The 21,065-nt window shown below is 64.6% G+C and carries 16 protein-coding genes; 5 read left to right on the top strand and 11 right to left on the bottom strand.

Features of this window, described 5'->3' with window-relative positions:
- Nucleotides 1-29 precede the first annotated feature (29 nt).
- Nucleotides 30-4,622: a PQQ-binding-like beta-propeller repeat protein gene (locus tag VJZ71_16920; protein HKQ49759.1), complete on the top strand. Its 4,593-nt coding sequence runs from the start codon at nucleotides 30-32 to the stop codon at nucleotides 4,620-4,622.
- On the top strand, nucleotides 4,612-5,262 hold the full coding sequence (locus tag VJZ71_16915; protein HKQ49758.1) for an MBL fold metallo-hydrolase: 651 nt from the start codon (nucleotides 4,612-4,614) through the stop codon (nucleotides 5,260-5,262). Before VJZ71_16920 ends, VJZ71_16915 begins: the two co-directional genes overlap by 11 nt.
- 38 nt (nucleotides 5,263-5,300) lie before the next feature.
- Here the strand turns inward: VJZ71_16915 and VJZ71_16910 are convergent, their stop codons facing one another.
- The 3 genes from VJZ71_16910 to VJZ71_16900 all read right to left on the bottom strand — a co-directional run bounded on the left by VJZ71_16910 (nucleotide 5,301) and on the right by VJZ71_16900 (nucleotide 8,921).
- Nucleotides 5,301-6,518, bottom strand: coding sequence for an ABC transporter permease (locus VJZ71_16910; protein ID HKQ49757.1), 1,218 nt, complete (start codon nucleotides 6,516-6,518; stop codon nucleotides 5,301-5,303).
- 63 nt (nucleotides 6,519-6,581) lie between these two features.
- Nucleotides 6,582-7,061 carry a flavin reductase family protein gene (locus VJZ71_16905; protein HKQ49756.1) on the bottom strand — a complete coding sequence of 160 codons (480 nt, stop codon included), beginning with the start codon at nucleotides 7,059-7,061 and terminating at the stop codon, nucleotides 6,582-6,584.
- A 96-nt stretch (nucleotides 7,062-7,157) separates the two neighbouring features.
- Complete coding sequence (locus VJZ71_16900; protein HKQ49755.1) at nucleotides 7,158-8,921, bottom strand: glycosyltransferase family 39 protein; 1,764 nt, start codon at nucleotides 8,919-8,921, stop codon at nucleotides 7,158-7,160.
- 398 nt (nucleotides 8,922-9,319) lie between these two features.
- Here VJZ71_16900 and VJZ71_16895 point away from each other — a divergent pair, with 398 nt between their 5' ends.
- Nucleotides 9,320-10,156, top strand: a complete 837-nt coding sequence (locus VJZ71_16895; protein ID HKQ49754.1) for a hypothetical protein — start codon at nucleotides 9,320-9,322, stop codon at nucleotides 10,154-10,156.
- On the opposite strand, the gene fsa is transcribed toward VJZ71_16895, so the two are convergent.
- The 4 genes from fsa to VJZ71_16875 all read right to left on the bottom strand — a co-directional run bounded on the left by fsa (nucleotide 10,089) and on the right by VJZ71_16875 (nucleotide 14,910).
- Nucleotides 10,089-10,733: a fructose-6-phosphate aldolase gene (gene fsa, locus VJZ71_16890; protein HKQ49753.1), complete on the bottom strand. Its 645-nt coding sequence runs from the start codon at nucleotides 10,731-10,733 to the stop codon at nucleotides 10,089-10,091. The genes VJZ71_16895 and fsa overlap by 68 nt on opposite strands.
- A 52-nt stretch (nucleotides 10,734-10,785) precedes the next feature.
- Nucleotides 10,786-11,046 carry a hypothetical protein gene (locus tag VJZ71_16885; GenBank protein ID HKQ49752.1) on the bottom strand — a complete coding sequence of 87 codons (261 nt, stop codon included), beginning with the start codon at nucleotides 11,044-11,046 and terminating at the stop codon, nucleotides 10,786-10,788.
- 135 nt (nucleotides 11,047-11,181) lie between these two features.
- A complete protein-coding gene (locus VJZ71_16880; GenBank protein HKQ49751.1) occupies nucleotides 11,182-13,653 on the bottom strand; it encodes a response regulator in 2,472 nt (823 codons plus the stop codon).
- 291 nt (nucleotides 13,654-13,944) lie between these two features.
- The gene (locus VJZ71_16875) at nucleotides 13,945-14,910 is read right to left on the bottom strand and encodes a homocysteine S-methyltransferase family protein (protein ID HKQ49750.1); all 966 of its coding nucleotides are present in this window, start codon (nucleotides 14,908-14,910) and stop codon (nucleotides 13,945-13,947) included.
- A gap of 248 nt (nucleotides 14,911-15,158) precedes the next feature.
- Between VJZ71_16875 and VJZ71_16870 the strand changes: the two genes are divergently transcribed.
- Nucleotides 15,159-16,571: a matrixin family metalloprotease gene (locus VJZ71_16870; protein ID HKQ49749.1), complete on the top strand. Its 1,413-nt coding sequence runs from the start codon at nucleotides 15,159-15,161 to the stop codon at nucleotides 16,569-16,571.
- 4 nt (nucleotides 16,572-16,575) lie between these two features.
- Here the strand turns inward: VJZ71_16870 and VJZ71_16865 are convergent, their stop codons facing one another.
- The 4 genes from VJZ71_16865 to VJZ71_16850 all read right to left on the bottom strand — a co-directional run bounded on the left by VJZ71_16865 (nucleotide 16,576) and on the right by VJZ71_16850 (nucleotide 19,557).
- Nucleotides 16,576-17,013, bottom strand: a complete 438-nt coding sequence (locus VJZ71_16865) for a GxxExxY protein (protein ID HKQ49748.1) — start codon at nucleotides 17,011-17,013, stop codon at nucleotides 16,576-16,578.
- Nucleotides 17,014-17,036: 23 nt separating this feature from the next.
- Complete coding sequence (locus tag VJZ71_16860) at nucleotides 17,037-17,441, bottom strand: PilZ domain-containing protein (GenBank protein HKQ49747.1); 405 nt, start codon at nucleotides 17,439-17,441, stop codon at nucleotides 17,037-17,039.
- Nucleotides 17,442-17,687: 246 nt separating this feature from the next.
- On the bottom strand, nucleotides 17,688-18,332 hold the full coding sequence (locus VJZ71_16855) for a response regulator transcription factor (protein HKQ49746.1): 645 nt from the start codon (nucleotides 18,330-18,332) through the stop codon (nucleotides 17,688-17,690).
- A gap of 70 nt (nucleotides 18,333-18,402) precedes the next feature.
- Nucleotides 18,403-19,557, bottom strand: a complete 1,155-nt coding sequence (locus VJZ71_16850) for an amidohydrolase family protein (protein ID HKQ49745.1) — start codon at nucleotides 19,555-19,557, stop codon at nucleotides 18,403-18,405.
- A gap of 62 nt (nucleotides 19,558-19,619) precedes the next feature.
- Between VJZ71_16850 and VJZ71_16845 the strand changes: the two genes are divergently transcribed.
- Nucleotides 19,620-21,062 carry an FAD-dependent oxidoreductase gene (locus VJZ71_16845; protein ID HKQ49744.1) on the top strand — a complete coding sequence of 481 codons (1,443 nt, stop codon included), beginning with the start codon at nucleotides 19,620-19,622 and terminating at the stop codon, nucleotides 21,060-21,062.
- Nucleotides 21,063-21,065 lie beyond the last annotated feature (3 nt).

Here is a 21,065-nt window from a genome sequence, read left to right as displayed (position 1 = left end):
TTTGGCCAATAGCCAAGGGCTAATGGCTCATGGCATTCGCAATGGCTGGTATCCTCCCAATCCTGTTCGGACTGCTACCGGTATTTGCCGATCCTCCCCCTGAACGCCCTGCCGATCGAAAACCCGACGCGGCGGATGCCACCTATTTCAACATCAGCTTCCAGGCCCAGGAGGCCCTCGACCGCGCCGAGCAGAACCTGCCCGCCGTGGCGGGCGCCCCCGATGCCGACTGGGCCGACGCCGCCCGCGCCTTCCACGAAATCGGTGAGAAATTCGGCGCCAGCCTGATCGCCGAGCCGGGCGCGCCGTCGCGCCTCTACATCAGTGTCCGCGAGTTCGTCAACCGCAAGATCGCCGACTGGCCGGCGGAGGGCCTCGCCGCCTACCGCGCCGCATTCGAATCCTCCGCCGCGGCCGCGCTCGCCGAACTGCAGAACCCCGCGGACATCGACGCCCGCGTCCGACTCGCCGAACGCTTCTACGCGACGAACGCCGGCGCGCAGTCGCTCGACCAGGCCGCCGAACTGGCCATGGAAAACGCCGACTTCGAAGCCGCTCGCCGCTGGTACGAGCGTCTCCTCGCCGACCATCCTGACCGCGAACAATTTGAATCGCACTGGAAAGCCAAGCTCGCCCTTTGCCTCGCGCATCAGGGCGACCTCGCCCCACTCGAAAAACTGATCGCGTCCTTGCCGCCTTCCGACAATCTGCGTGCATCGGCGCCATCTGTGGATAAATCCGTCGACTGGGCCGGCAAGTCCCAACCACTCAGCGACTTCCTCCGTTTAACACTCGACCAGTGCCGCCGCGACGGCACTCCCGACCCGGTCTCCGCTCGCCCCGAACTCCTCGGCGGCGCACCCCATCGACGCGGCCAATTCCCCACCACCGCCTCCGCCGAAGCCCGCTGGTGGCGCTTCAACGCCTTTGGCCGCCTTCTCACCGGCGAAATCGCCGAAGGCTACGAATCGCGAATCGCCCGACTCGAAGCCTACCACCGCGCCCTCACCAGCGGCCGCCTCCTCGCCTCCCAACCCGTCGCGGCCACCGAACCCTTAATCCCTCAATCCCTTAATCCCTCAATCCCTCTTATTTTCCTGCACGACGCACGCAGCGCCTGGGCCATCGACCCGCAAAACCCCGACCGGCCCGTCTGGCAATTCGATCTTTCCCAGGTCCTCCCCGCCCCCGCGCCGTGGAATGCCGAGGAATCCGCTCCCCCGCTCTACACCAGCCTCTATGCCAACGGCCGTCTCTATGTCCATTTTGAGCGCGAAATCACCGACACCGGCAGCGACCACATCACCGCCGCCTCCACGCTCGTCTGCCTCGACGCCGCCAATGGCTCACTGATCTGGCGAAACGACCTCGACGGTTTCGTCTCTCCCTTTGAGGAGGCCCGCCTCGACGGCGCGCCCATCCTTCACCGTGCCGCGCTATACGCTGTCGCCCGCCGCCGAAAACCCTTCGGCTTCGAAGCCTGCTACCTGATCCGCCTCGACCCCGCCGATGGCCGACTCGTCTGGTCCGTCCATCTCGGCGAAGCCGCGACCGGCAGCTACGGCTACTCCCGCGCCACCCTCACCTTCCCCGCCGCGCAGGGTGATCTTGTCTTTGTCCCCACCAACCTCGGTGGAGTCGCCGCCGTCTCCACTTCCACCGGTCGCGTGGCCTGGGCCCATCAATACGATTCGCGATTCGGCGCGAACGAAGGCGCCGTCTGGCCCGATACCACGACCCGACCCTTGCGCGCCTGGCATTACAACAGCGCGATGCTCTGGAAAGACGCCGTCGTCTGTATGCCACTCGATAATGACGCGATACTCGTCCTCGCGCAGGATGACGGCCGCGAACTCTTCAAGATCCCCGCCGACTCCATACATCGCCCGCAAACGCTCGTCGGACTCGCCGGAAACTGGCTCTATACCGCCGGAACGCAGGTCGTCTGCTACGACCTCGCCGCCCGGAAAATCGCCTGGCAGCGCCCCCTCGAACTCGGCCAGCTCTTCGGCCGCGGCGCGCTCACCACCACCGGTCTCTTTCTGCCGACTGACCGCAGTCTGCTCCACTACCCCCTCGACGGCGGCCCCGCCCGCCACTACCGCTGGTCGATCGAAGACGCCGGAAATCTTCTCGTCCTTCCCGACCAGATCGTTGTCGCCGCCCCGAACTCGGTCTTCGGACTCGTCGCCCGACAGGACGCCTTCGCCCGACTCGATCGACGAATGCAGGAGCGACCCGATGATCCCCTCATCGCCTTCTCCCTCGCCGAACTCGCCTTCAACACCGGCGAGTACCAGCGCGGTCTCGACGCCGTCCACTCCGCCGTCGACCGCGTCGGCGGCTTCGCCCGCCTCACCGACGAACCCCTCCGCCGCCGTTTCTTCAAAACCCTCACCCAATTCGCTACGGCTCTTCTTGAAGACGCGCCGGATGAACGCGACTCTGACGCAGCCCCCTCAATCCCTCAATCTCTTAATCCCTCAATCCCTCGCCTTCAAACCGCCGTCACCCTCCTGAAACTCGCCGGCCAATGCCCGCCCGGCCCCGCCGACCGCGCCACGCAGTGCCTTCTGCTCGCCCGCGCCCTGCTCGAATCCAATGACCAGCCCGGCGCTGTGCAGGCCTATCAAAGAATCCTCGCCGATCGCGGCCTCCGACGGCTCAAGCTCGAACTCCGTCCCGTCTTGCGGCCGCCCTGGCGCGCGCGCGACGACGACGCGGAGCGACAATCAGACGACGCCGATGGCCCCACCGTGGACCTCGCGCCCGCCGTCACCAGTTGGATCGCGAGGATCATCAAGCTCCACGGCCCCGAAGCCTACGCCGCCGTCGCGCGCCAGGCCGCCGACCGGCTCGAAATCGCCCAATCGCAAATCCAGCGCGGCGGCGCGAAGACCGATGCCTCGAACCTGCTCGAAGTCGCCGATGCCTTCCCCAACAGCCCCGCCGCGCTCGAAGCCCTTGTGACCCATGCCGACTATATGACGAAGCGCCTCGACTGGCCCGCCGCCGCCCGTTCCTACCGCCGCGCCCTGACGAGCGCGGAATCCAAAAGAGTTTCCGAAGACGACGACCCTTCGGCGCATTCTGAAATGACCTATCCCGACCTGATCCGCCGCTACGCCGACGTATTAATCGCCGCCGACCGCCCCGCCGACGCCGCCGCCTGGCTCCACCGCGGCGCCCGAGATTATCCAAATCACCGCTTCGCCTCCTCTTCCCCTCAATCCCTTAATCCCTCAATCCCTCAATCCCTCGTCTCCTTCTCCGTCTACGGCCGCCTCCGACTCGGCGATCGCGACTTCACCGATCCCGCCAACAACATTGAACTGCCGCCGATCACCGACACTTACCACCGCCTCTTCCCCGACCGCGTCTCCGTCCTCGAACCCCTCTTCCCCGACCTCCCCGACACGCGCTGGGACGCGCTGCTGACCTACGCCGGCCGTCAGGTCGAAGCTCGCCACCCCGCGACCGGTCGAAGCCTCTGGTCCAAGCCGTTTCCCAGTTCCGCCCAACCCGTCCTGGTCGGCATGGACGCGGACCGCTATGTCTTCGCCACGCCGTACCGACTCTTCGCGCTGACGCGCACCAGCGGTCAACTCGCATGGCAAGTCGGTGAGGAGCCGCCCGACGACGTCCACGCCGACCCCGAGTCGCTGCCCGCTTATGCTCAATACTTCTTGACTCCGCGCCGACTCTTCGCCGCCACGGACCGCGGCGCGCTCAACTGCACAGACGTAAAAACGGGCAATCTCGTCTGGGAAAACAAATCCGCCGGTTCTCCCTCCGGCCAGCTCCTCGCCGACGACGATTCTTGCTGCTATGGCGTCTGGCAGGGAGGCAATCATTCCATCAACGTTCTCGACGCCGCGACCGGCCGCCTCATTCGCCAACTCACGAGCGATGAAAAAGGCCCCGCCCAGTCCCTGCACTGGACCACCGACCTCGGCCCGCGCGGTCTGCTCGTCGTCCGCTCCTCGACAATCGAGCGATACGATCTCGCCTCCGCGAAGCCCGTCTGGAGGATCGCCGTCCCCGAACATTTCGTCGCCGCGACGTTGCAACTCAATGCCGATAGCCTCATCGTCAGCGCCGACGGCCGCCGCCTGACCTGTTTCGACCTCGCCGACGCCGCCGTCCGCTGGCGCTCGTCGCCCTTTGCCGGGGAAGCGGGCTCCCTCTGGTGTCGCCAGGCCGCAGGCGTGCTCTACGTCGCCTCCGACGTCGCCCTCCTCGCGTTGGACGCCGACGACGGTCACACCCTCTGGACCGCGCCTTGTCCCGCCGCCCGAGCCGTGCAGCCACCGCGCCTCCTGAAAGATCGGATCATCGTCATCACCCCGGAAGCTCCTCCGAAATCAAAAAACCGCCGCCGCGACAAAGCGCCCGAACTCGATGACGGCGAAGCCGCGCAATACCATCTCCAGGCCTTCCACCTCGACAACGGCAAACCCGCGCCGCTCGAAGGCAAGCACCCCATCGAGTCTCCGAACGCCGTCGGTCCCATCGTGACCGAGCCCATTGCCTCCTTCGGCGGTCTCTTCCTCCGCGACAACGCCCTCCTCCTTCTCGACGCCAACCGCCTCATCGGATACGTTGCGAAGAATGACGAGTGATGTGCAAATCGCGGCGTTCGTCGAACCTTCCTTCGGCGAAAACGCCTACGTCGTCTGGCGCCGCGATGCCGGGCCCTGCTGGATCATCGATCCCGGTCTGCCGCCCTCGGCGAAGGGAATACTCCGCCACATCGCCGAAAAAAAACTCCAACCCGACGCCCTCGTCCTCACCCACGGTCACGCCGATCACATCGCCGGCATTCCCGAAATCTTTCAGGCCCTCGGCCCGCTCCCCGTCTGGATCGCCGCGGAGGAAAAACAGGCCCTCACCGATCCGCGCTTCAACCTCTCCGCCGACATGGGCCTGCCCTTCGCCCCCAATGTCGAGAGCGCCCGCGACCTCGCGCCGGGCACGACGCTTGATCTCGATGACACCACCTGGCACATCCTCGACGTTGCCGGTCACTCCCCCGGCGGCCGCGCCCTTTACTGCGCGACGGCCGGGCTCGTCATCGTCGGCGACGCCCTCTTCGAAGGCTCCATCGGCCGCACCGATTTCCCCACCAGCGACCACGACACCCTCATCCGCAACATCAAGCAAAACCTCTTTACCCTCCCCGATGAAACGAAGGTCTACTCCGGCCACGGCCCCGTCACCACCATCGGCCAGGAACGCCGCTACAACCCGTACTTGCAATAGACAAAAAGATTCAAATCTGAAGTGATTGCTCACCGCGACTACTCAAACCGCAACGCCTCAATCGGATCCAGCCGGCTCGCCCGCCACGCCGGATAAAACCCGAAGAACACCCCCGTCGCGAACGCGAACCCCAGCGCAATCCCCGCGATCCAGTACGAGAACGCCGTCTCGTAGCCCTTCCACGACGTCAGGAAAAAGCTGAACCCCCATCCTCCAAACATCCCCACGATCCCGCCGAGCGTGCACAGCACAATCGCCTCGATCAGGAACTGCATCATGATCTCCCCCCCGCTCGCCCCGATCGCCATCCGCAGACCGATCTCCCGCGTCCGTTCCGTCACGCTCACCAGCATGATGTTCATGATCCCGATCCCCCCGACGATCAGCGACACGCTGGCAATCATCTTGAGCAGCCACGTAAAGGACTCGCTCGACTGCTCTTTCACCGCCGCCGACTCCGACAACGCGAAAATGCGAAAATCGTCCGGCTCCTCTTCGCTCAACTTATGCCGCTCGCGCAAGAGCCGCCGGATCTGATCCTCCGCGACCTTCGGATCCACCCCAAACGCCGCCGCCGCCAGGAGCGTCTGCGAGACCTCCGCCCCCGCGATCCGCCGCTCAAACGTCGAATACGGAAACAAAATCACATCGTCGTTGTCGCGCCCGTCGCTCTGTCCTTTCGACTCCAGCAGCCCCACAACCGTGAACCGGCTGTTCTTGACCGAAATCTCCTCGCCCACCGGATCGATCGACCCGAACAACTCCCGCGCCGTCGTCTGTCCCATCACGCACACCGGCTTCTTCGCCGTCTCGTCCGTCTCTTCCATCCGCCGCCCGGACACCACCTCCCAGCGCCGGATGTCGTGATAATTCGGATAAACCCCCTGCACCGACGCCGAATAGTTCCCGAAGCTCGACCGCACCTGCAGCGTCATGCGATTGGACGGCGTCGCCGCCCGCACCGCCGGGCATTGCTCATTGATCGCGTTCGCATCGTGCTTGGTCTGCTGGGGCTTGCTCTCCTTGTCCGCCACCCGCAGGCCCTGCGTCTGCGCCCCGAAGTTGCGGATGAACATCCAGTCGTCCCCCAGCCGGGCGATCTCGTCCTCAATCCGCATCTTCGTCGCCTGCCCCATCGCCACCAGCGTAATCACCGCTCCGACGCCAATGACGATCCCCAGCATGGACAGCGCCGTCCGCACCTTGTTCTTCCCCAGGCTGATCCACGCCTCGGCAATTAATGTCGATGGATTCATGTCACACCAGACTATGCAGCCCGCGCCTCTTCTTTCGCTATTCGCTATTCGCCATTCGTCATTTTAGTACGACCACCCACTCTTCCTAGTATGAACGTACGCCCGCCCCGCCTCCTTCGCGCTCGCCTCCACCACCTCCCCCACATAAATCACATGATCCCCCGCCTCGCATCGCCCCCGCACTCGCACCGACAACCGTGCGACCTGATCGGCAATCTCAATCCCGCACGCCACTTCCTTCACCGCCAACCCCGCAAACGCATCCTGCCCCAGCTCAAACCCCTTCCCAAAATGCCTGAACATCGCCGTCGGATCCTCCCCCAGCAAGTTGATCACGAACTCCCCCGACGCCTCAATCAACCCCTCGATCGGTCGCCCCCTCCGAATCGCCACGCTGATCATCGGCGGCTCAAACCCCGCCTGCTGCACCCACGACCCCAGCATCCCCGTGCACTTTTCCCCCGACCGCGCCGTCACAATCGCGCACCCGCTCGGTATCCGCCCCAGCGCCCGCCCCACCTGTTCCCGCATCGCCTCATCCATAAACACTCCCACCTGTCTTAGCCGCCCGCGCCTCCCTCTCCCTCTTGGAAAGAGGGCCGGGGTGAGGGTCCGAACACCACGTGCACTCTCCGCGCGCTAACTCTTCCGCAGCTTGTACACCAGTACTTCGCCTTCCTCTTCCTTCCTCCATGTCCGCAACGGCGCGTCGGCACTCTTATGCCTGCGAAAGTCCGCCAACAATGATTTCTCTATTTCTGTCGCCCGGCTCATTTCTGGATCATCCACGACCCATACCTGTGCCCTGTTCACAGGTCGCATCGCCACCGCAATCCCCTCACTGACCGGCCAACGCCGTTCCAACCCTGCGTAAAACGCCACTGGCGACCGCTGCGGTGCCGCCAACACGACATCGCCCTTCGCCGCCTGCCCCGCAATCCACGCCCCTGCCTCCCGCTGCCAATCCGCACCTTCCTTCGCCGGTCGTAAGTCATAATACGCCATCGGCCCAATCGCAATCAGAGCCGCGACCAGTAGCGGCCGGCGCCCCGTAGTGGCCGGTGCCCCTGCCGACCGTAGTCTACCCAGTGCCTCAGCCTCGCGCATGGCTCGCGCCTCACCTTTCGCTATTCGCCCTTCGCTATTCGCCATCCTTTCCGCCATCCATAGCGCCACCGCCACCAACCCCGCCGCCGCCCACGGAATGGCGAGCGCAGCCGGGATCATCAAATACCGCTCGCTCACCACCCCATACTGCATCCCCCGCGCCTGCGCCGCGATGACTTGTAGCAGCGCCGCGATCACCACCAACCGCCGCACCGCCCGGTCGCTCCGCGCCGACCCCGGCCAGAAAAACCCCACCAGCGCCAGCGTCGACAGCACATACCGCCCCGACCGGCTCCACCCCCCCAGCATCTTGATCGGTGCATCCCACCACGTCACCGGCCCTGCAACCTGAGTTCGTTGATGCACCTCTCGGTTCTTCCATTCCGCATTCTGCATTCCGCATTCCGCATTTTCCCACCATCTGCGTCCATCTGCGCCATCTGCGGATTCCGTCTCTTCCGTCCCCCAAAACAAATCCTTGATCGACTTGTTCGGCATCACCTTCCCCACGGCAATCGAATACGGCGCCACCACAATCACAAACGCCGCCACGACCACCCCCACCCGCGCCACTCGCCGCGAAAGCACCACCCGCGCCGCCGGCCACAGCAAACAAACCACGACGGCCGCCACCGCCCCCAGCGCCTCCTGCCGCATCCAATACGCCAGGCCACAAACCGCCCCGCAAGCAACCAGCGACCTCCATCTCGTCCTCTGTGCCTCTGTGCCTCTGTGGTTCAGATTTTCTTCGATTCGCCGGTTCGTTTGGCCCATCGCCCGAACCCCCAGCAGCAACCCGCCCAAATACAACGCCAAATGCGGCGCATCCGACAACACATCACTCGACACCGAAACGAGCTGCGGCCAGAACGCCGCCAACAGCGCCGCCACCAATGCGGTCCGCGCATCAAACAACCGCCGCGTCAGCAAATAAATCAGTCCAACGACCGCAACGCCCCCCAGCACCGCAATAATCTGCCCGCAAACCTCCCACGAAACTGCCGCGTTCTCGGAAATCGACCGACCAATCAACGAATGCAACCCCAACAGCAAAATCGAATACCCCGGCTGCTTCGTCTGCCCCCGCAACTGCACCAGCGGCTCAACCGCCAGCTTCTCCGCATACTCAACGAAAAACACGCCATCCCGGCTGATGCACGGCAGCCGCGCAGCCCCCTGCACCATCACCGCCGCCCCGACGATCATGCATAGCGCAAGCATCCCGCGCCGCCACCCCGCGCCCGTCTCCACGCGATCCGGTTCCGCATTCCGCATTCCGAATTCCGAATTCCGCATTTGAACTGATCCTACCCACACCACCGCGCGCCATCCACCACGCGACCGGTGCTTTGGCGATTCGGTGACCTGACTTTTTTTTATTTTTCTTCATTCCCCTAACCCCCGACCCGGTCGCAACATGACCGGTTTTCCTGGGAAAAACGCAAATCCGCGCCTTGCCTTCCCCGACCGCGCGCCTATTCTCGAAATGCATTGCGGGCTGTCCGCGGCGCCAGATCAGAACCACGCCCGCGAGGGCGTGTCGAGTGGCGCTCGAATGTCGCGTGGCCTGGCGATCGCAAGAAAGGGCCGCACCCTGACAAAGTAGGTCAGGCCGATTCCGGTGTGCCGGGAGAGACCTGCTATCAAGGCTGCGAAGAAAGTCTGCGCACAGGACCAGAGAAAAGGAGGACCCCATGGATCCGTCGACCCAACCCAACGACCAACAGCAACAGGACCGCGCCCTGCTCGACGATTTCCAGCGCGAACTGGTGATTGAGATGCGCCAGCGCCTGAAGGCCGGCAATCTCGACAACGCCGATCTCTGCAAGTTCGCCGACAAGTGCGCCGTATTTCAAAAAATCGCCAACGACCGTGACAAAACCGCCATCGCCCGCGATCGGCAGGTCGACGGTCGTGAGCGGCTGGCCGTTTCGCGCGAACGGGTGCTCGTCTCCCACCAGCGCGTGTCCGCCATGTACCACATCGCCCGCGCCCGCAATGACACGCAGCTCGAAATCGCCCAGCTCCGCGCCGAGGCCGCCAAGTCGAAGCATCGCCCCGACCATCCGCAAAGGGACGAAGACGACCCCCTCGCCCCCTTCGGTCGCAAAAAGGATGGCACGCCCTACACCGAAGCGGAGTTCGACCAGTCCCTCAACGAGGCCATTCGCGGCATCTGGGGCCTGAAGCCCATTAATCCGAAGTCCTACATGCCCTGGGAAATGAAACGCGCCCCCGACGGCACCCTCGTCGCCCCCGATGATCCCGCCGTCACACAGATCCGAGCCCCGAGCGCCAGTCGCAAATCGGCCGTGGCGAACGATGGGTCCGACAACGAAGTATCACCCGATTCGGCTTGCCGTTTGGCGGATTGTTCATCACCAGACGAGCCGATTCCGCGCGAACCTTGCCCCTCGCGATCGGATTTCGCTATTCGCCATTCGCCATTCGCTATTGAACCCGCTACGACTGGCTCTTCTTCCAGTCGCTCAGAAACCGCTCCAGCCCGATATCCGTCAGAGGATGGTTGAGCAGTTGCTTGAACACCCCGTACGGCATGGTCCCGATGTCCGCCCCCGCCTTCGCCGCCTGCACGACGTGCAGCGGATGGCGCAGGCTCGCCGCCAGGATCTCGGTCTTGAAGTTGTAGTTGTCGTAAATGCAGCGGATCTCGTCGATGAGGGCCATGCCGTCATGCCCGATGTCATCCAACCGCCCGAGAAACGGCGAGCAGAACGTCGCCCCGACCTTCGCGACGATCAGCGCCTGCGTCGGCTGGAAGATCAGCGTACAGTTCACCTTGATCCCCTCGGCGACGCAGATCTTGAGCGCCTTGACGCCCTCCGGAATCGTCGGCAGCTTCACGATGATGTTCGGCGCGATCTTCACCAGCTCCCGCGCCTCTTTCATCATCCCGTCGCACTGCGTGGACACGACCTCCGCCGACACCGGCCCGGGGATGATCTCGCAGATCTGCTTGACGAGCGTCTTGAAGTCCTTGCCCTCCTTGGCCACAAGGCTTGGATTCGTCGTGATCCCATCCACAATCCCCAGCGCCGCCCCCGCCTTGATCTCGTCCAGATTCGCCGTATCCAGGAAGAACTTCATGACGCCTATCCTTCTACTTTCGTCATTCGTAATTCGTAATTCGACATTCGCCCTACGCCGTCTGCCCCAACGTCGCCAGTTCGCGCTCGACATCCTCCGCGCTCAGCGCCTCCCCCCGGTTCAGCCGCGCGACAATCTCCGCCACCCGCCGCTTGCCCTCCTCCTTGCGCCCGTCCCCCAGGAACCCGTCGAAAAAATGCTCCCCCGCCATCGCCCGGTTGATCTCCCGCTCCTTGTTGTGCTCGTCCAGCTCCGTGAAATACACGACGCGATACTGCCGCGCGTAATCCGCCTCGCGGTAGATCTCAAACATCGTCCGATCGCTCGCCGTCGCCATGCCAATAGGTTAGTCCGAATGACGGGCTCGAACAAGCGCAGACCACTCCCCTCGGCTCTCTGCTCTCTGTGCCTCTGTGGTGATTATCTGCGGTCTTGGCGTTTCGACTCTTCAGCCGCGATACTGGCTGCGGATGATGTCGCTCGCCTGATTGCTCGGCAGGTCCAGCGCCCCCAGCGCCTGCGAGGCCGCCGTCCGCAGGACGAGGTCCTTCTCGTTCTTGGTGAACTCGATCAGCCGCGCGACCAGATCCGTCTCCCCAAGCAGATTGGCGTTGCGCCGGCCGGACTCGGCCAGCGCCGCGAACTTCGCCACCCGCTCCGCCTGCGCGTGGGCCGCGTTGAACGCCGCCTCACCCAGCGCCGCCTGCGCGTCGGCGCTCGACGCCAGCGACAGCACATTCGCACTGCGAACCCGCAGGGCCTCCGACGGGCTGCCCAGCGCGGTGATCAGCGCCGGCGTCGCCCGCGAAATGTCGTAGACCTTCGTGTTGCTCAGGCCGATCATTCGCAGCACGTCCGCCGCCTGCAGCGCCAACCCCATCGACATATCCCGCGACAGCGGGCTCATGCCCAGCGCCTGCGCCGCCCGCCCCACGCGGGCCAGCACCTGCTGATTGATCTTCTCCGCGTCCCCGAGCTGCGTCACTTCCGTCGGCAGGATCTCCACGCCCGCCCCGGCCCGGCTCGCCGCAATCGCCCGGTTCATTTGTCCTTCCTTGGCGACGATCAGAATCGGCGTCGTCACCGTCGGCAGGTCCTTCCGCAGCGACTGAACCGTCTGCACCGCATCGGGCTCCGTCATGTCGCTGGCCAGCAGGATCAGATCAAACGACGAAAGATTGGCCTTCAGCCCATGCTCGCGGGCTTTGTTGTAGTCCGCGCCGACCGCCGACTCGAAACCCAGGCCGGTCAGGATCGCCGCGAAGGCATTGCCGCTGGAAGCGTCGGGATCGACGACCAGCGCCGACTGCCGGCCCGATTGGGCCAGCGCCTCGGCCAGCACCGGCACGACGTTGTCCGCGCCCTGGAAGCTCGTGGTCGGAAGCGCGCGCCCCAGGGCCAGCGCCGCCTTGATCCGCACCTGTTTGCTGGGGAAGGCCAGCGTCTGTACGAGCGGTTGCTTGATATCTTCCGCGCCAACCAGGCTCGGTGCGCCCGCCGTCTCCGACAGCGCCGCGATCGCGCCCAGCGCCACGCCCGCATCGCGGTCCTTGAACGCCTGTTGCAAGACGAGGTGGTTGTACTTCGGACCCGCCGCCCGCGCAAAGTAGATCGAGCGCGGATACCCTTCCGGTCGCGTGCCATCCTTGGCGGCCAGTTCGTCGGGCAGTTCGCTTTCGACGTTCAGGCCGAGCTTGGCTTCGCGCCGGAAATTGGCCGCGATCCACAGGGCCGTCGAGTCCGTATTGTCCGGATGGGCAAGGAGCGCCTCTTCGCAGGACCGCATGGCCATGATGTCGTTGAAGATCGGCGCCGGCACTTCGATCAGCCGCAATTCGCCCTCGCGCAAGTACCAGATGTTCGCGGTGTCGCGCCGCGCATCGGCCCGCAGCGATTCGATGTTGTTGTAATAATTGGCCGCCAACTCGTGGAAGAGTTGCGAGCGATTGCCGGACGTATCCCCCAGCGTCGCCATCGCCTGCTTCGCCGCGGCGCGAGTCTCGGCGGTCGCCTTGGAGTCGTCGGCCACCTTGGCCAGATATGGCAGCGGTTGGCGATAGCCGATCTGCGCGGCCGCCGCGATCAGGACCTGCCGCGTGATATTGTCTTCCATCTCCAGCGCAATGCACAGCGGATTCAAGGCCGCCCGGCCGATCTGCGGCAGGAGTTGGATGACCGCCGGGTGCAACGAGCGCTTGTCGGGGTTCTGAAGAATCTGAATCAGGTGCGGGACTGCGTACTCGCCCGATTCCTTCAGGCGGCTCGCGGCGTTAAAGGCCACGCGCGGCGGACCGGCGAGCTTGGCGACGTTGGACGCGATCTCATACGGATCCATCCGCAGCATCTCCTCGCCGCGGCCCAGGATTTCGAGAAAGCGCTTGGCGGATGCACCCACTTCCGCGTTCGAGATCAGCTTGATAAGGATCGCGTGACGATTTTGGTTGGCCCGCGCCAGTTCCAGCAGCGCGACCGGATCGGGGTTCGATTCGTCGAGGGCCTTGAAGTTCGCGTCGGCGTAGGCAAAGCGGCCGATCGCCGCGAAGTGCCAGCCATCCTCCGCAAGCGTCTTCTGTTTGCGGCCTGCCAGGACCTTTTCCATGATCGCCTTGACGGCGGCGGGCGCATCCTCGCTCTTGGCCCACGCCTCCAAGCGCAGCGAGCCGGTCCGATCGGCCATCAGCGCCAATCGAAGCTCCGAGAGGTTCATGGCGGCGACCGCCTCAAAGCCCTTGGCGGCAGCGTCCTTCTCATCGCGCTCCAGCGACCGACTGGCGCCCTGCCATTCGGTCCATGCCTGCTCGCTCTGACCGACCATGTCCTCGGTCAGTTCCTGCCCCATGACAGGAGTAGTAATGATGAAGGCCGTGCTCAGAAGGAGCGCGGCGACAACGCGATGCGCGAAGCTGAATCGGACCAACATGACAATACCTCCGCTGATCTTCTTCGGACGGACGGCGTGACGACTAGCCTTTGTGGCACCGGCAATCCTGCCGGTGCATCGCTTAGGCTGGTAGCGTATGTTTCCAGGACCCCACCCGGTCCTGCAACTCGGCGGGCGCCGGCGGTCTTCGACCACCGGCGCGAACAAGCGCCCGAAGCATCTTATTATACAGAACTTAAGGGGCTAATCAAGCGGAGAGGGTGCTCGTCGACGAGAACCGTAACTCCTAGTCCTAGAACGTTTAGCTTAGGGTCGTGGCAAGCAAATCTCTCAACGCGGCCGGCGCTTTGGGGCGCACAGCGCTTTGGCGAGCGCGGCGAGGTGGGCGGGGGTGGCGCCGCGGCGGCCGGCGAGGATGTTCGCACCGGCGGCGACGACGGTCTTGGCGCGGGCGGCGAAGTCTTCAGGGGATTCGGGGTAGACGGCGCGGTTATCGATGAGTTGCGGGTGACCGGCGTCGAGGGCGCACCAGATCGGAATGTCGGGCGCGGATTGGCGGAGGAGGGCGACGACTTTTGCGGCCGAATCGGGGGACTGACCGTCGCAGCCGAGGGCGAGGAGTCCAGAGGGATTGGCAGGCAGGGACGCCTGCCCCACTTGGGACACCTGCCCCACTGGCTCCATCAGCGCTGCGCACATTTGCGGGACACTCACGCCGAGCGTGGTTTCGGTCTGGTCGGGGCCGGCGTCGAAGGCCATCGTGGCGATGACGGGCAGGATGGTCGCGCGGGCGGCGCGGACCGCGATTTGCAAGGCGGCGAGTTCGGCGAAGCCGCGGAGGACGAGGGCGTCGACGCCGCCATCGGCGAGGGAGCGAGCCTGGGCTTCGTAGGCGGCGGCAAGGTCTGATTCGGATATCTCGTCGAGCATCCGCAATTGCTGGACCGGTCCGATCGCGCCGAAGACGTAACGGCCCTTCGCAGGGAATTCCGCGACGGCCTGGCGACAAACCTCCGCGCCGCGGCGGCAGATCTCGGCGGCGCGCTCGGATGTCAGGCCTTCTGTTTTCGGTCGTTGCGGCTGCGCGAGGACATTGGCGCTTTCCGTCATCGTTACGAGGACGTCGATGCCGGCATCCAAAAAGGCGTCAGCGATATCGCGAACGGCGTCGGGCTTCTCCAGATTGGCGAGTTCGCAGAAATCGGGTCGATCCCAGCCGCGGGCGACAAGCTCGGCGCGCGTGTCACCGGCGGCGATGAGAACGCGATGACGAAGGGCGGGGAATTCGAGAGGCATGGGGGCATTGTAACCAATGACGAATTACGAATGACGAATGACAAAAGCGCGCAGCCTCTTTCCGGACGCAGCGTTATAGGGTTTGGAGAGGCGACCAGGCGCTGCCGGTCCCATGATTATTGAGCCGAGGGGGCAGGAGGAATAAATAACCGTAGGCGCTGGATTTTTCAGCGCCGTCTACCGAATAGTAGTAGAGCGGCTGGCCCTTTTGGAGGCGAGCCGGTGGAAGTGCACCTGGAGAAATTCCCATGCACGCCCGCCGGATCTCCGGAGAGGAAAGCGCCCGCCGACCTCTTTTACCCTTTGTTTTCCGTACTCTTTTCACGACCCCGACCGGCACCCGGCGCGGACGCCGAGTTCATCGGGAGTATCTCGATGCGGTACTCGTCGTCGGCGCGATCGCCCTGCTTCTGGGGTTCGTGACCGGCTGCGGGACGACGCTGCTGCCGACCGACGAGAGCGCCAAGCGGGCGCCGCTGACGAACGGCGAGGTCGCGCCGGTGCAGAGCCCGGTCTATGAGGATGGCAACGACAACAGCGAGTTCACGTCGGCGCAACCGGCGACGCTGCCGGCCGACGGTGAGATCGTGATCGAAGGCGCGATCGAGGTGGACGGCGATATCGATGTCTACACGCTGGGGCCGGCGTCGGCGGGCGATGTCGTCGTCGCGGACGTCACCGGCAACGGCGGCCTGAACGCCGTCGCGGCGCTGTTCAACGGCGAGTCGGAGTTGATTGACGCGAACAACGATCGGTCGTACTACGCGGGAAACCTCAACCCGTTTATCAGTCAGACGATTCGCCAGGATTCGCCGAATCTCTACCTCGGCGTTGCCGCATCCACGGCGACCCACTTCGCGTCCTCTGGCGCACCCACGGGTTCGTACAGCATCCGACTCAGCCGGCGACCGGCCGGGACGGTCAATCCGCCGCGGCCGCAGTTGGTGTGGCTGGACTTCGAGGGCGGGGAGAGCGTGCAGATCGCGTGGGAGCCGGTGGTGGTGATGAACACCTTCAGCGCGGAGGCGATGTCGAGCCGCTACGCGGGGCAGACGGACTACATCATCGATCGGCTGATCGCGCAGATGCGGCAGGACCTCGCGCCGTACAACGTGACGCTGCTGGACAGCAAGCACCACACGCGGCCGACCGAGGCGCACTCGCGGCTGTTCTTCGGGAATTACAACGCCAGCTATCTGGGTCTGGCGGACAGTGTAGACACCGGCAACAACATGCTGACGCAGGAGGCGATCATTTACTCGGAAGACCTGGCGATGTTCGAGAGCCTCGAGCCGACGGTGGACGAGGCGGCGCAGGCGCTGGCGAACATTGCGGCGCACGAGCTGGGGCATTTGCTGGGCCTGGAACATACCTCGGAATCGGGCGACCTGATGGCGACGGCGTCGTCGGCGCGGCAGGTGCTGGAAGTCGACGCGGAGTATCGGCGGGCGCGGCTGGAGCCGACGATCTTCCCGGTCGGCTGGCAGAGCAGCGGGGCATTGCTGCTGCTCAACCTCGGGCGGAGCGCGGCCAACAATGGCCGATGGATGCTGGACGACCTGATCCCGGCGAGCAACCTGGGCCCGATGCGCGACGCGCAGGGGATACCGGATATACCTTTCTCAATGTGCGGGAAGTGCACGGGGGAAGGGTGCCGGTAGTCGTCTACTCCGTAAAGGAAGAAGACTTATCCGCAGATGACGCAGATGGACACAGATGGGAAGAGTGGATCATGCGTTTGTATTCGAGGCGCGGACCTCCAAAGTTTACGAGCAGTCCGAGGGGATACCCTGTGGCCTTAAGGTAGTTCAGAAGTTGAGCCTGTTCCGGGCCGCGGATCTCCTTTAACGCCTTGACTTCCACAATGATCTCATCGTAACAAACGAAATCGGCCTTGTATCTGCGCGCAAGAACCCGGTCCTTATATCTTACATTCAATTCGACTTCGCGCAAGTAAGGCACGCCTCGCAATGATAGTTCAATCGCCAACGCCTCTTGGTATGCAGCTTCCAAGAAGCCTGAACCGAGGTGGTTATGCACCTCGATCGCGGCGCCGATAACCGCGTGTGTACGAGGATCCTTATCTGTGTTCATCTGCGTCATCTGCGGATGATATTTCTTCGGCTTCAGTAGGAGAAGCGGAGGGGTTCGAGGAAGCGGGCGGCGAGGCCGTAGTGGGAGTGGGCGGCGCCGCGGCGGTCGTCGAGGGGAGTGACGCGAAGGATTTCGAGCTGCACGGTGGCGCGACCGGGGTATGGCGAGACACCTTCGGCGGCGGGGATGGAGAGTTCGGCCTCCACGCGGTCGCCGGGCTGGAAGTCGGAACGATCCAATTCGAGATAGAGACCACCGGAGCTGATGTTGCGGGTGAGGGTTCGGACGATCACGTCGCCGTCTTCGCGAGCGTGGCGGAATTCGACCGGCAGACCGATCTCGAGGCGCTGGTCGCGGCGGCGCTCGGCAGCGGGATCGGTGATGGATTTCGTCGCGGGATTCACCAGGTGTCCATTCCTATTATCGCGGGCGTCCATGGGCCGACGTCCCTGCCCTGCAACGACAGTGCCACGTCTCGACATCACAGGCGGCGTGGGTAATTCTAACTTCGTCGTCGTCATATTCTTATCTGCAATGGAGGCCCGATCCAGGCGCAGGTTCGGCCCCTGCCTTGATGTTGTTATTTCGCCACGTCCGGGTGTGTTTTCGGCACGTGGGACCGGCCACTTGCGTTAGGAAGGCGGGGCGATCGCGATCAGGGCTCGGCGGGAGCCTCGCCCTCCCTAGGTGAGGCCGGCGCGGTAGGCGATCTGGACGAGTTCGGCGACGGAATTGGCGCGGACCTTGGCCATGACGTGGGCGCGGTGGACCTCGATGGTCTTCTGGCTGAGGCCGAGTTCCTCGGCGATGGACTTGTTGGACATTCCTCCGGCGACCTTGATCATGACGGTGCGCTCGCGGGGCGAAAGCGCCTGGAGGCGCTGGAGCAAGTCGGCGTTCTCCGCCTTCTTCGCGCGGTTGTTCCTGTCGTGATCCAGGGCCAGGTTGATCTGGTCCAGGAGCACCTGGTCGCTGAAGGGCTTTTCCAGAAAGTCGAACGCGCCGGCCTTGAGGGCGCGGACGGCCATGGGAACATCGCCGTGGGCGGTGAGGATGATGACGGGAATATCGATGCACTGCGCGTTGAGGCGTTCCTGCAGATCGAGACCGCTCATGCCGGGCATGCGGACGTCAAGCAGGAGGCAACCGGGGGTATCCGGTTGAAAGGCGTCGAGAAATTCCTGGGCGGAAGCATAGGAGACGAGGTGGAGGCCGACGGATTCGGCGAGCCAGCGCAGGGAATCGCGGATACCGCGATCATCGTCGACGAGGAAGACGGTGGGCGCAGAAGGGACATTTCGAGCCGATTTTCTGTCGATCGTGTCCATGGCCCATTGGACCCTATACTATCCGACCCCGCCTATAGGATACATCCGCTTCTTCGATTTGCAAAGCCATTCATGCGGATTCCGCGTTGATGTTCAAGACCGATCGGGCCTGGGTAAACACGCACGGATCGAATCCAAGCGCTTGTTTGAGGAGCAGGTCCTGATGCGCCCAGGAGGGGTCGGCGGCGATGCGAGCGTACGTTTCGGCGTCCATGAGCCGGCGGAAGGAGCGCAGCATGACAGGTATGGGGAAGTCGGTGGCGAACAGGAGCTTTTTATGGACGGCCTTGTTGGCGGCCAGGCGCTTGAGCCAGGGGGTGCGGCCGAAGGCGGCGAGAGCGGAGATGTCGGCGTAGATTGGGGCGTCGGCGAATTCGCCGAGGAGCGCCTCGATGAGTCGGCGATGACCGTCGGCGCTTTGGAAGATGAAGGAGGGCGTGGCAGCGTGGGCGACGATGACCGTGGGCATCTCGCCGTCGGCGCGGAGGCGGCGGAGGACGTCGAGCATCGGGCCGGGGTGTTCGAACTCCATGTGCTGGCGGGCGAGAGACATCTCGCCGCCGTAGTGGATGAGCATGGGCATCTTCAGGCGCGCGGCAGCGCGGAGGAAGGCGACGGTGCGCGGGTCTTCGGCGCGGATGTTCTGATGGATAGGAAGCCACTTGATCAGGACTGCGCCGGCGGCGGAGAGTTCTTCGAGCATCGACGCAGCATCGCGGTCGCCTTCGGTTCGGTACGGATGAAGCGAGGCGCCGAACAGATAGCGGTCCGGGCGAGCCATGCACAGCGCGCGAACAAGCGTGTTGGAGACGTAGAGGTCGCTGCCGACCTGACCGCGACGCTGCGAAGGGCCGAGGACGCGACCGGCGTCGGCGTGATATTCGTCGAAGGCGAGAAGGACGAAGCGATCGATGCCCGGCGCAGCGGACCAGTGGCGGTCGTAGACTTTTTCGAGGAGGGCGTCGAATTCGTCTCCGGCTTTGAGTCCGCGCGGAATTCCGAGCCAGCGGCGGATGAAGAACCAGGCGAAGCGGCTGAGGAGGCGCGGAGAGAGGTAGCTGTCGAAGCCCGGAGCGCCCGGGGCGCCGTTTTTTTCGAAGGTGAAGCGGGGGAGGGCGGGGTCGATGCGGCGGGCGGAGTAGCCGACGTGGCAGTGGACGTCGATGACCATGGGGGAAGCATAAATGCGGAAGTGGGAATGCGGAATGCGGAAGTAGAAGCTCACGCAGAGGCGCGGAGGCGCAGAGATGAAAGAAAAGAGTGCGGGTCGGTGGTATAACCGAACCGATGGGGACGAGTGAATACGACTTGGTGGTAGTCGGGTCGGGGTTTGGGGGGTCGGTTTGCGCGATGCGGGCGGCGGAGGCGGGGATGCGGGTCTGCGTGCTGGAGCGCGGCCCGCGGCTGACGCCGGGCTTGCGCGAGGAGATGGCGGAGGGACGGCGAGCGATCCTGTATGAGCGCCGAGGGACGGGGATTGTGGAAAAGGCGCGGGTGCGCGGACTCATGGCGGTCGTGGGCTCGGCCGTGGGAGGCGGGTCGCAGCTTTATACGGCGGTGACGATCCCGGCGGCGGACGAGGCGTTCGCGGAGGGTTGGCCGAGCGGGATGAGCGCGGCGGGGATGCGACCGTACTACGAGCGCGTGCAGGAGGTGATCGCGCCGACGGTTTCGCCGACGGAACTGGCGCGGACGCAGGCGCTGGAGGCGGCGGGGCGGACCATGGGAGCTGGCGTGACGCGGCTGCCGGTGGCGATCGATTGGCCGGCGGATGCGAAGGCGATGCACGCGACGCCGGGGCCGCTGCCGGTTCGGCGGGAGGCGATGACGTGGCTGGGCGGCGGGACGGCGACGCGGAAGCGGACGCTGGACAAGACCTATCTGGCGCGGGCGGAGGCGGCAGGTGCGGAAGTGCGCGAGCTACATGAGGCGACGGGCATTGCCCCGCGTGAGGAAGGGTACGCGGTTCAATACAGTCATTATGTAGACGGGACCGTGCGCGAGGGGGCGGTGGCCGGGCGGCGGGTGGTGCTGGCGGCGGGGACGCTGGGGACGGTGCGGCTGCTCTTTGCGTGTCGAGATGTGGCGAAGACGCTGCCGCGGATCAGCGGGGCGCTGGGGGAGCGGTTTTATACCAATGGGGATTTTGGCGGGCTTATCATTGGGACGAGGGAAGACGTGCCGCGCGATTCGGGGCCGCCGGTGACGGCGTGGGTGGATTGGTGGAAGGAAGACCGGTTGTACGTGATGGAGACGGGACTTTTGCCGGCGCTGCCGCGCTTGTTCGCAAAAATGCTCGGGTTATGGAGCGGGGCGGAGAAGGCGGCGGTGTGGTCGTTCGGGGTGATGGGGTATGGGGAGCGACCGGCGCGGCTGGTGTTGGATAGGGGCGAGCGGCTGACGCATGTGGGCGGTGGATCGGCGAAGGACGTGTTTCACGTGCGGACGGTCGCGCGGATGCGGGAGTTGGCGGCGGCACTGGGCGGAAAGCTGATCTTGCAGCCCACGGGGCTGGCGCCGCCGGGGCGGGTGACGGTGCATCCGTTGGGCGCGGCGGCGATGGCAGACTCGCCGGAGCGCGGGGTGGTGGATGCGTACGGCGAGGTGTTCGGGCATCCGGGGTTGTATGTGGCCGACGGGAGCATTCTGCCGACGCCGATCGGGCGGGCGCCGTCGATGACGATTGCGGCGCTGGCGGAGAGGGTGGCGGAAGAAATGGCGAATAGATGAAGA

The sequence above is a fragment of the Phycisphaerae bacterium genome, assembly GCA_035275405.1.
In the GTDB taxonomy this organism is placed as follows: domain Bacteria; phylum Planctomycetota; class Phycisphaerae; order UBA1845; family UTPLA1; genus DATEMU01.
The sequence above is the reverse complement of the archived record's forward strand: the minus strand, read 5'-3'. Positions and strand labels throughout refer to the sequence as shown.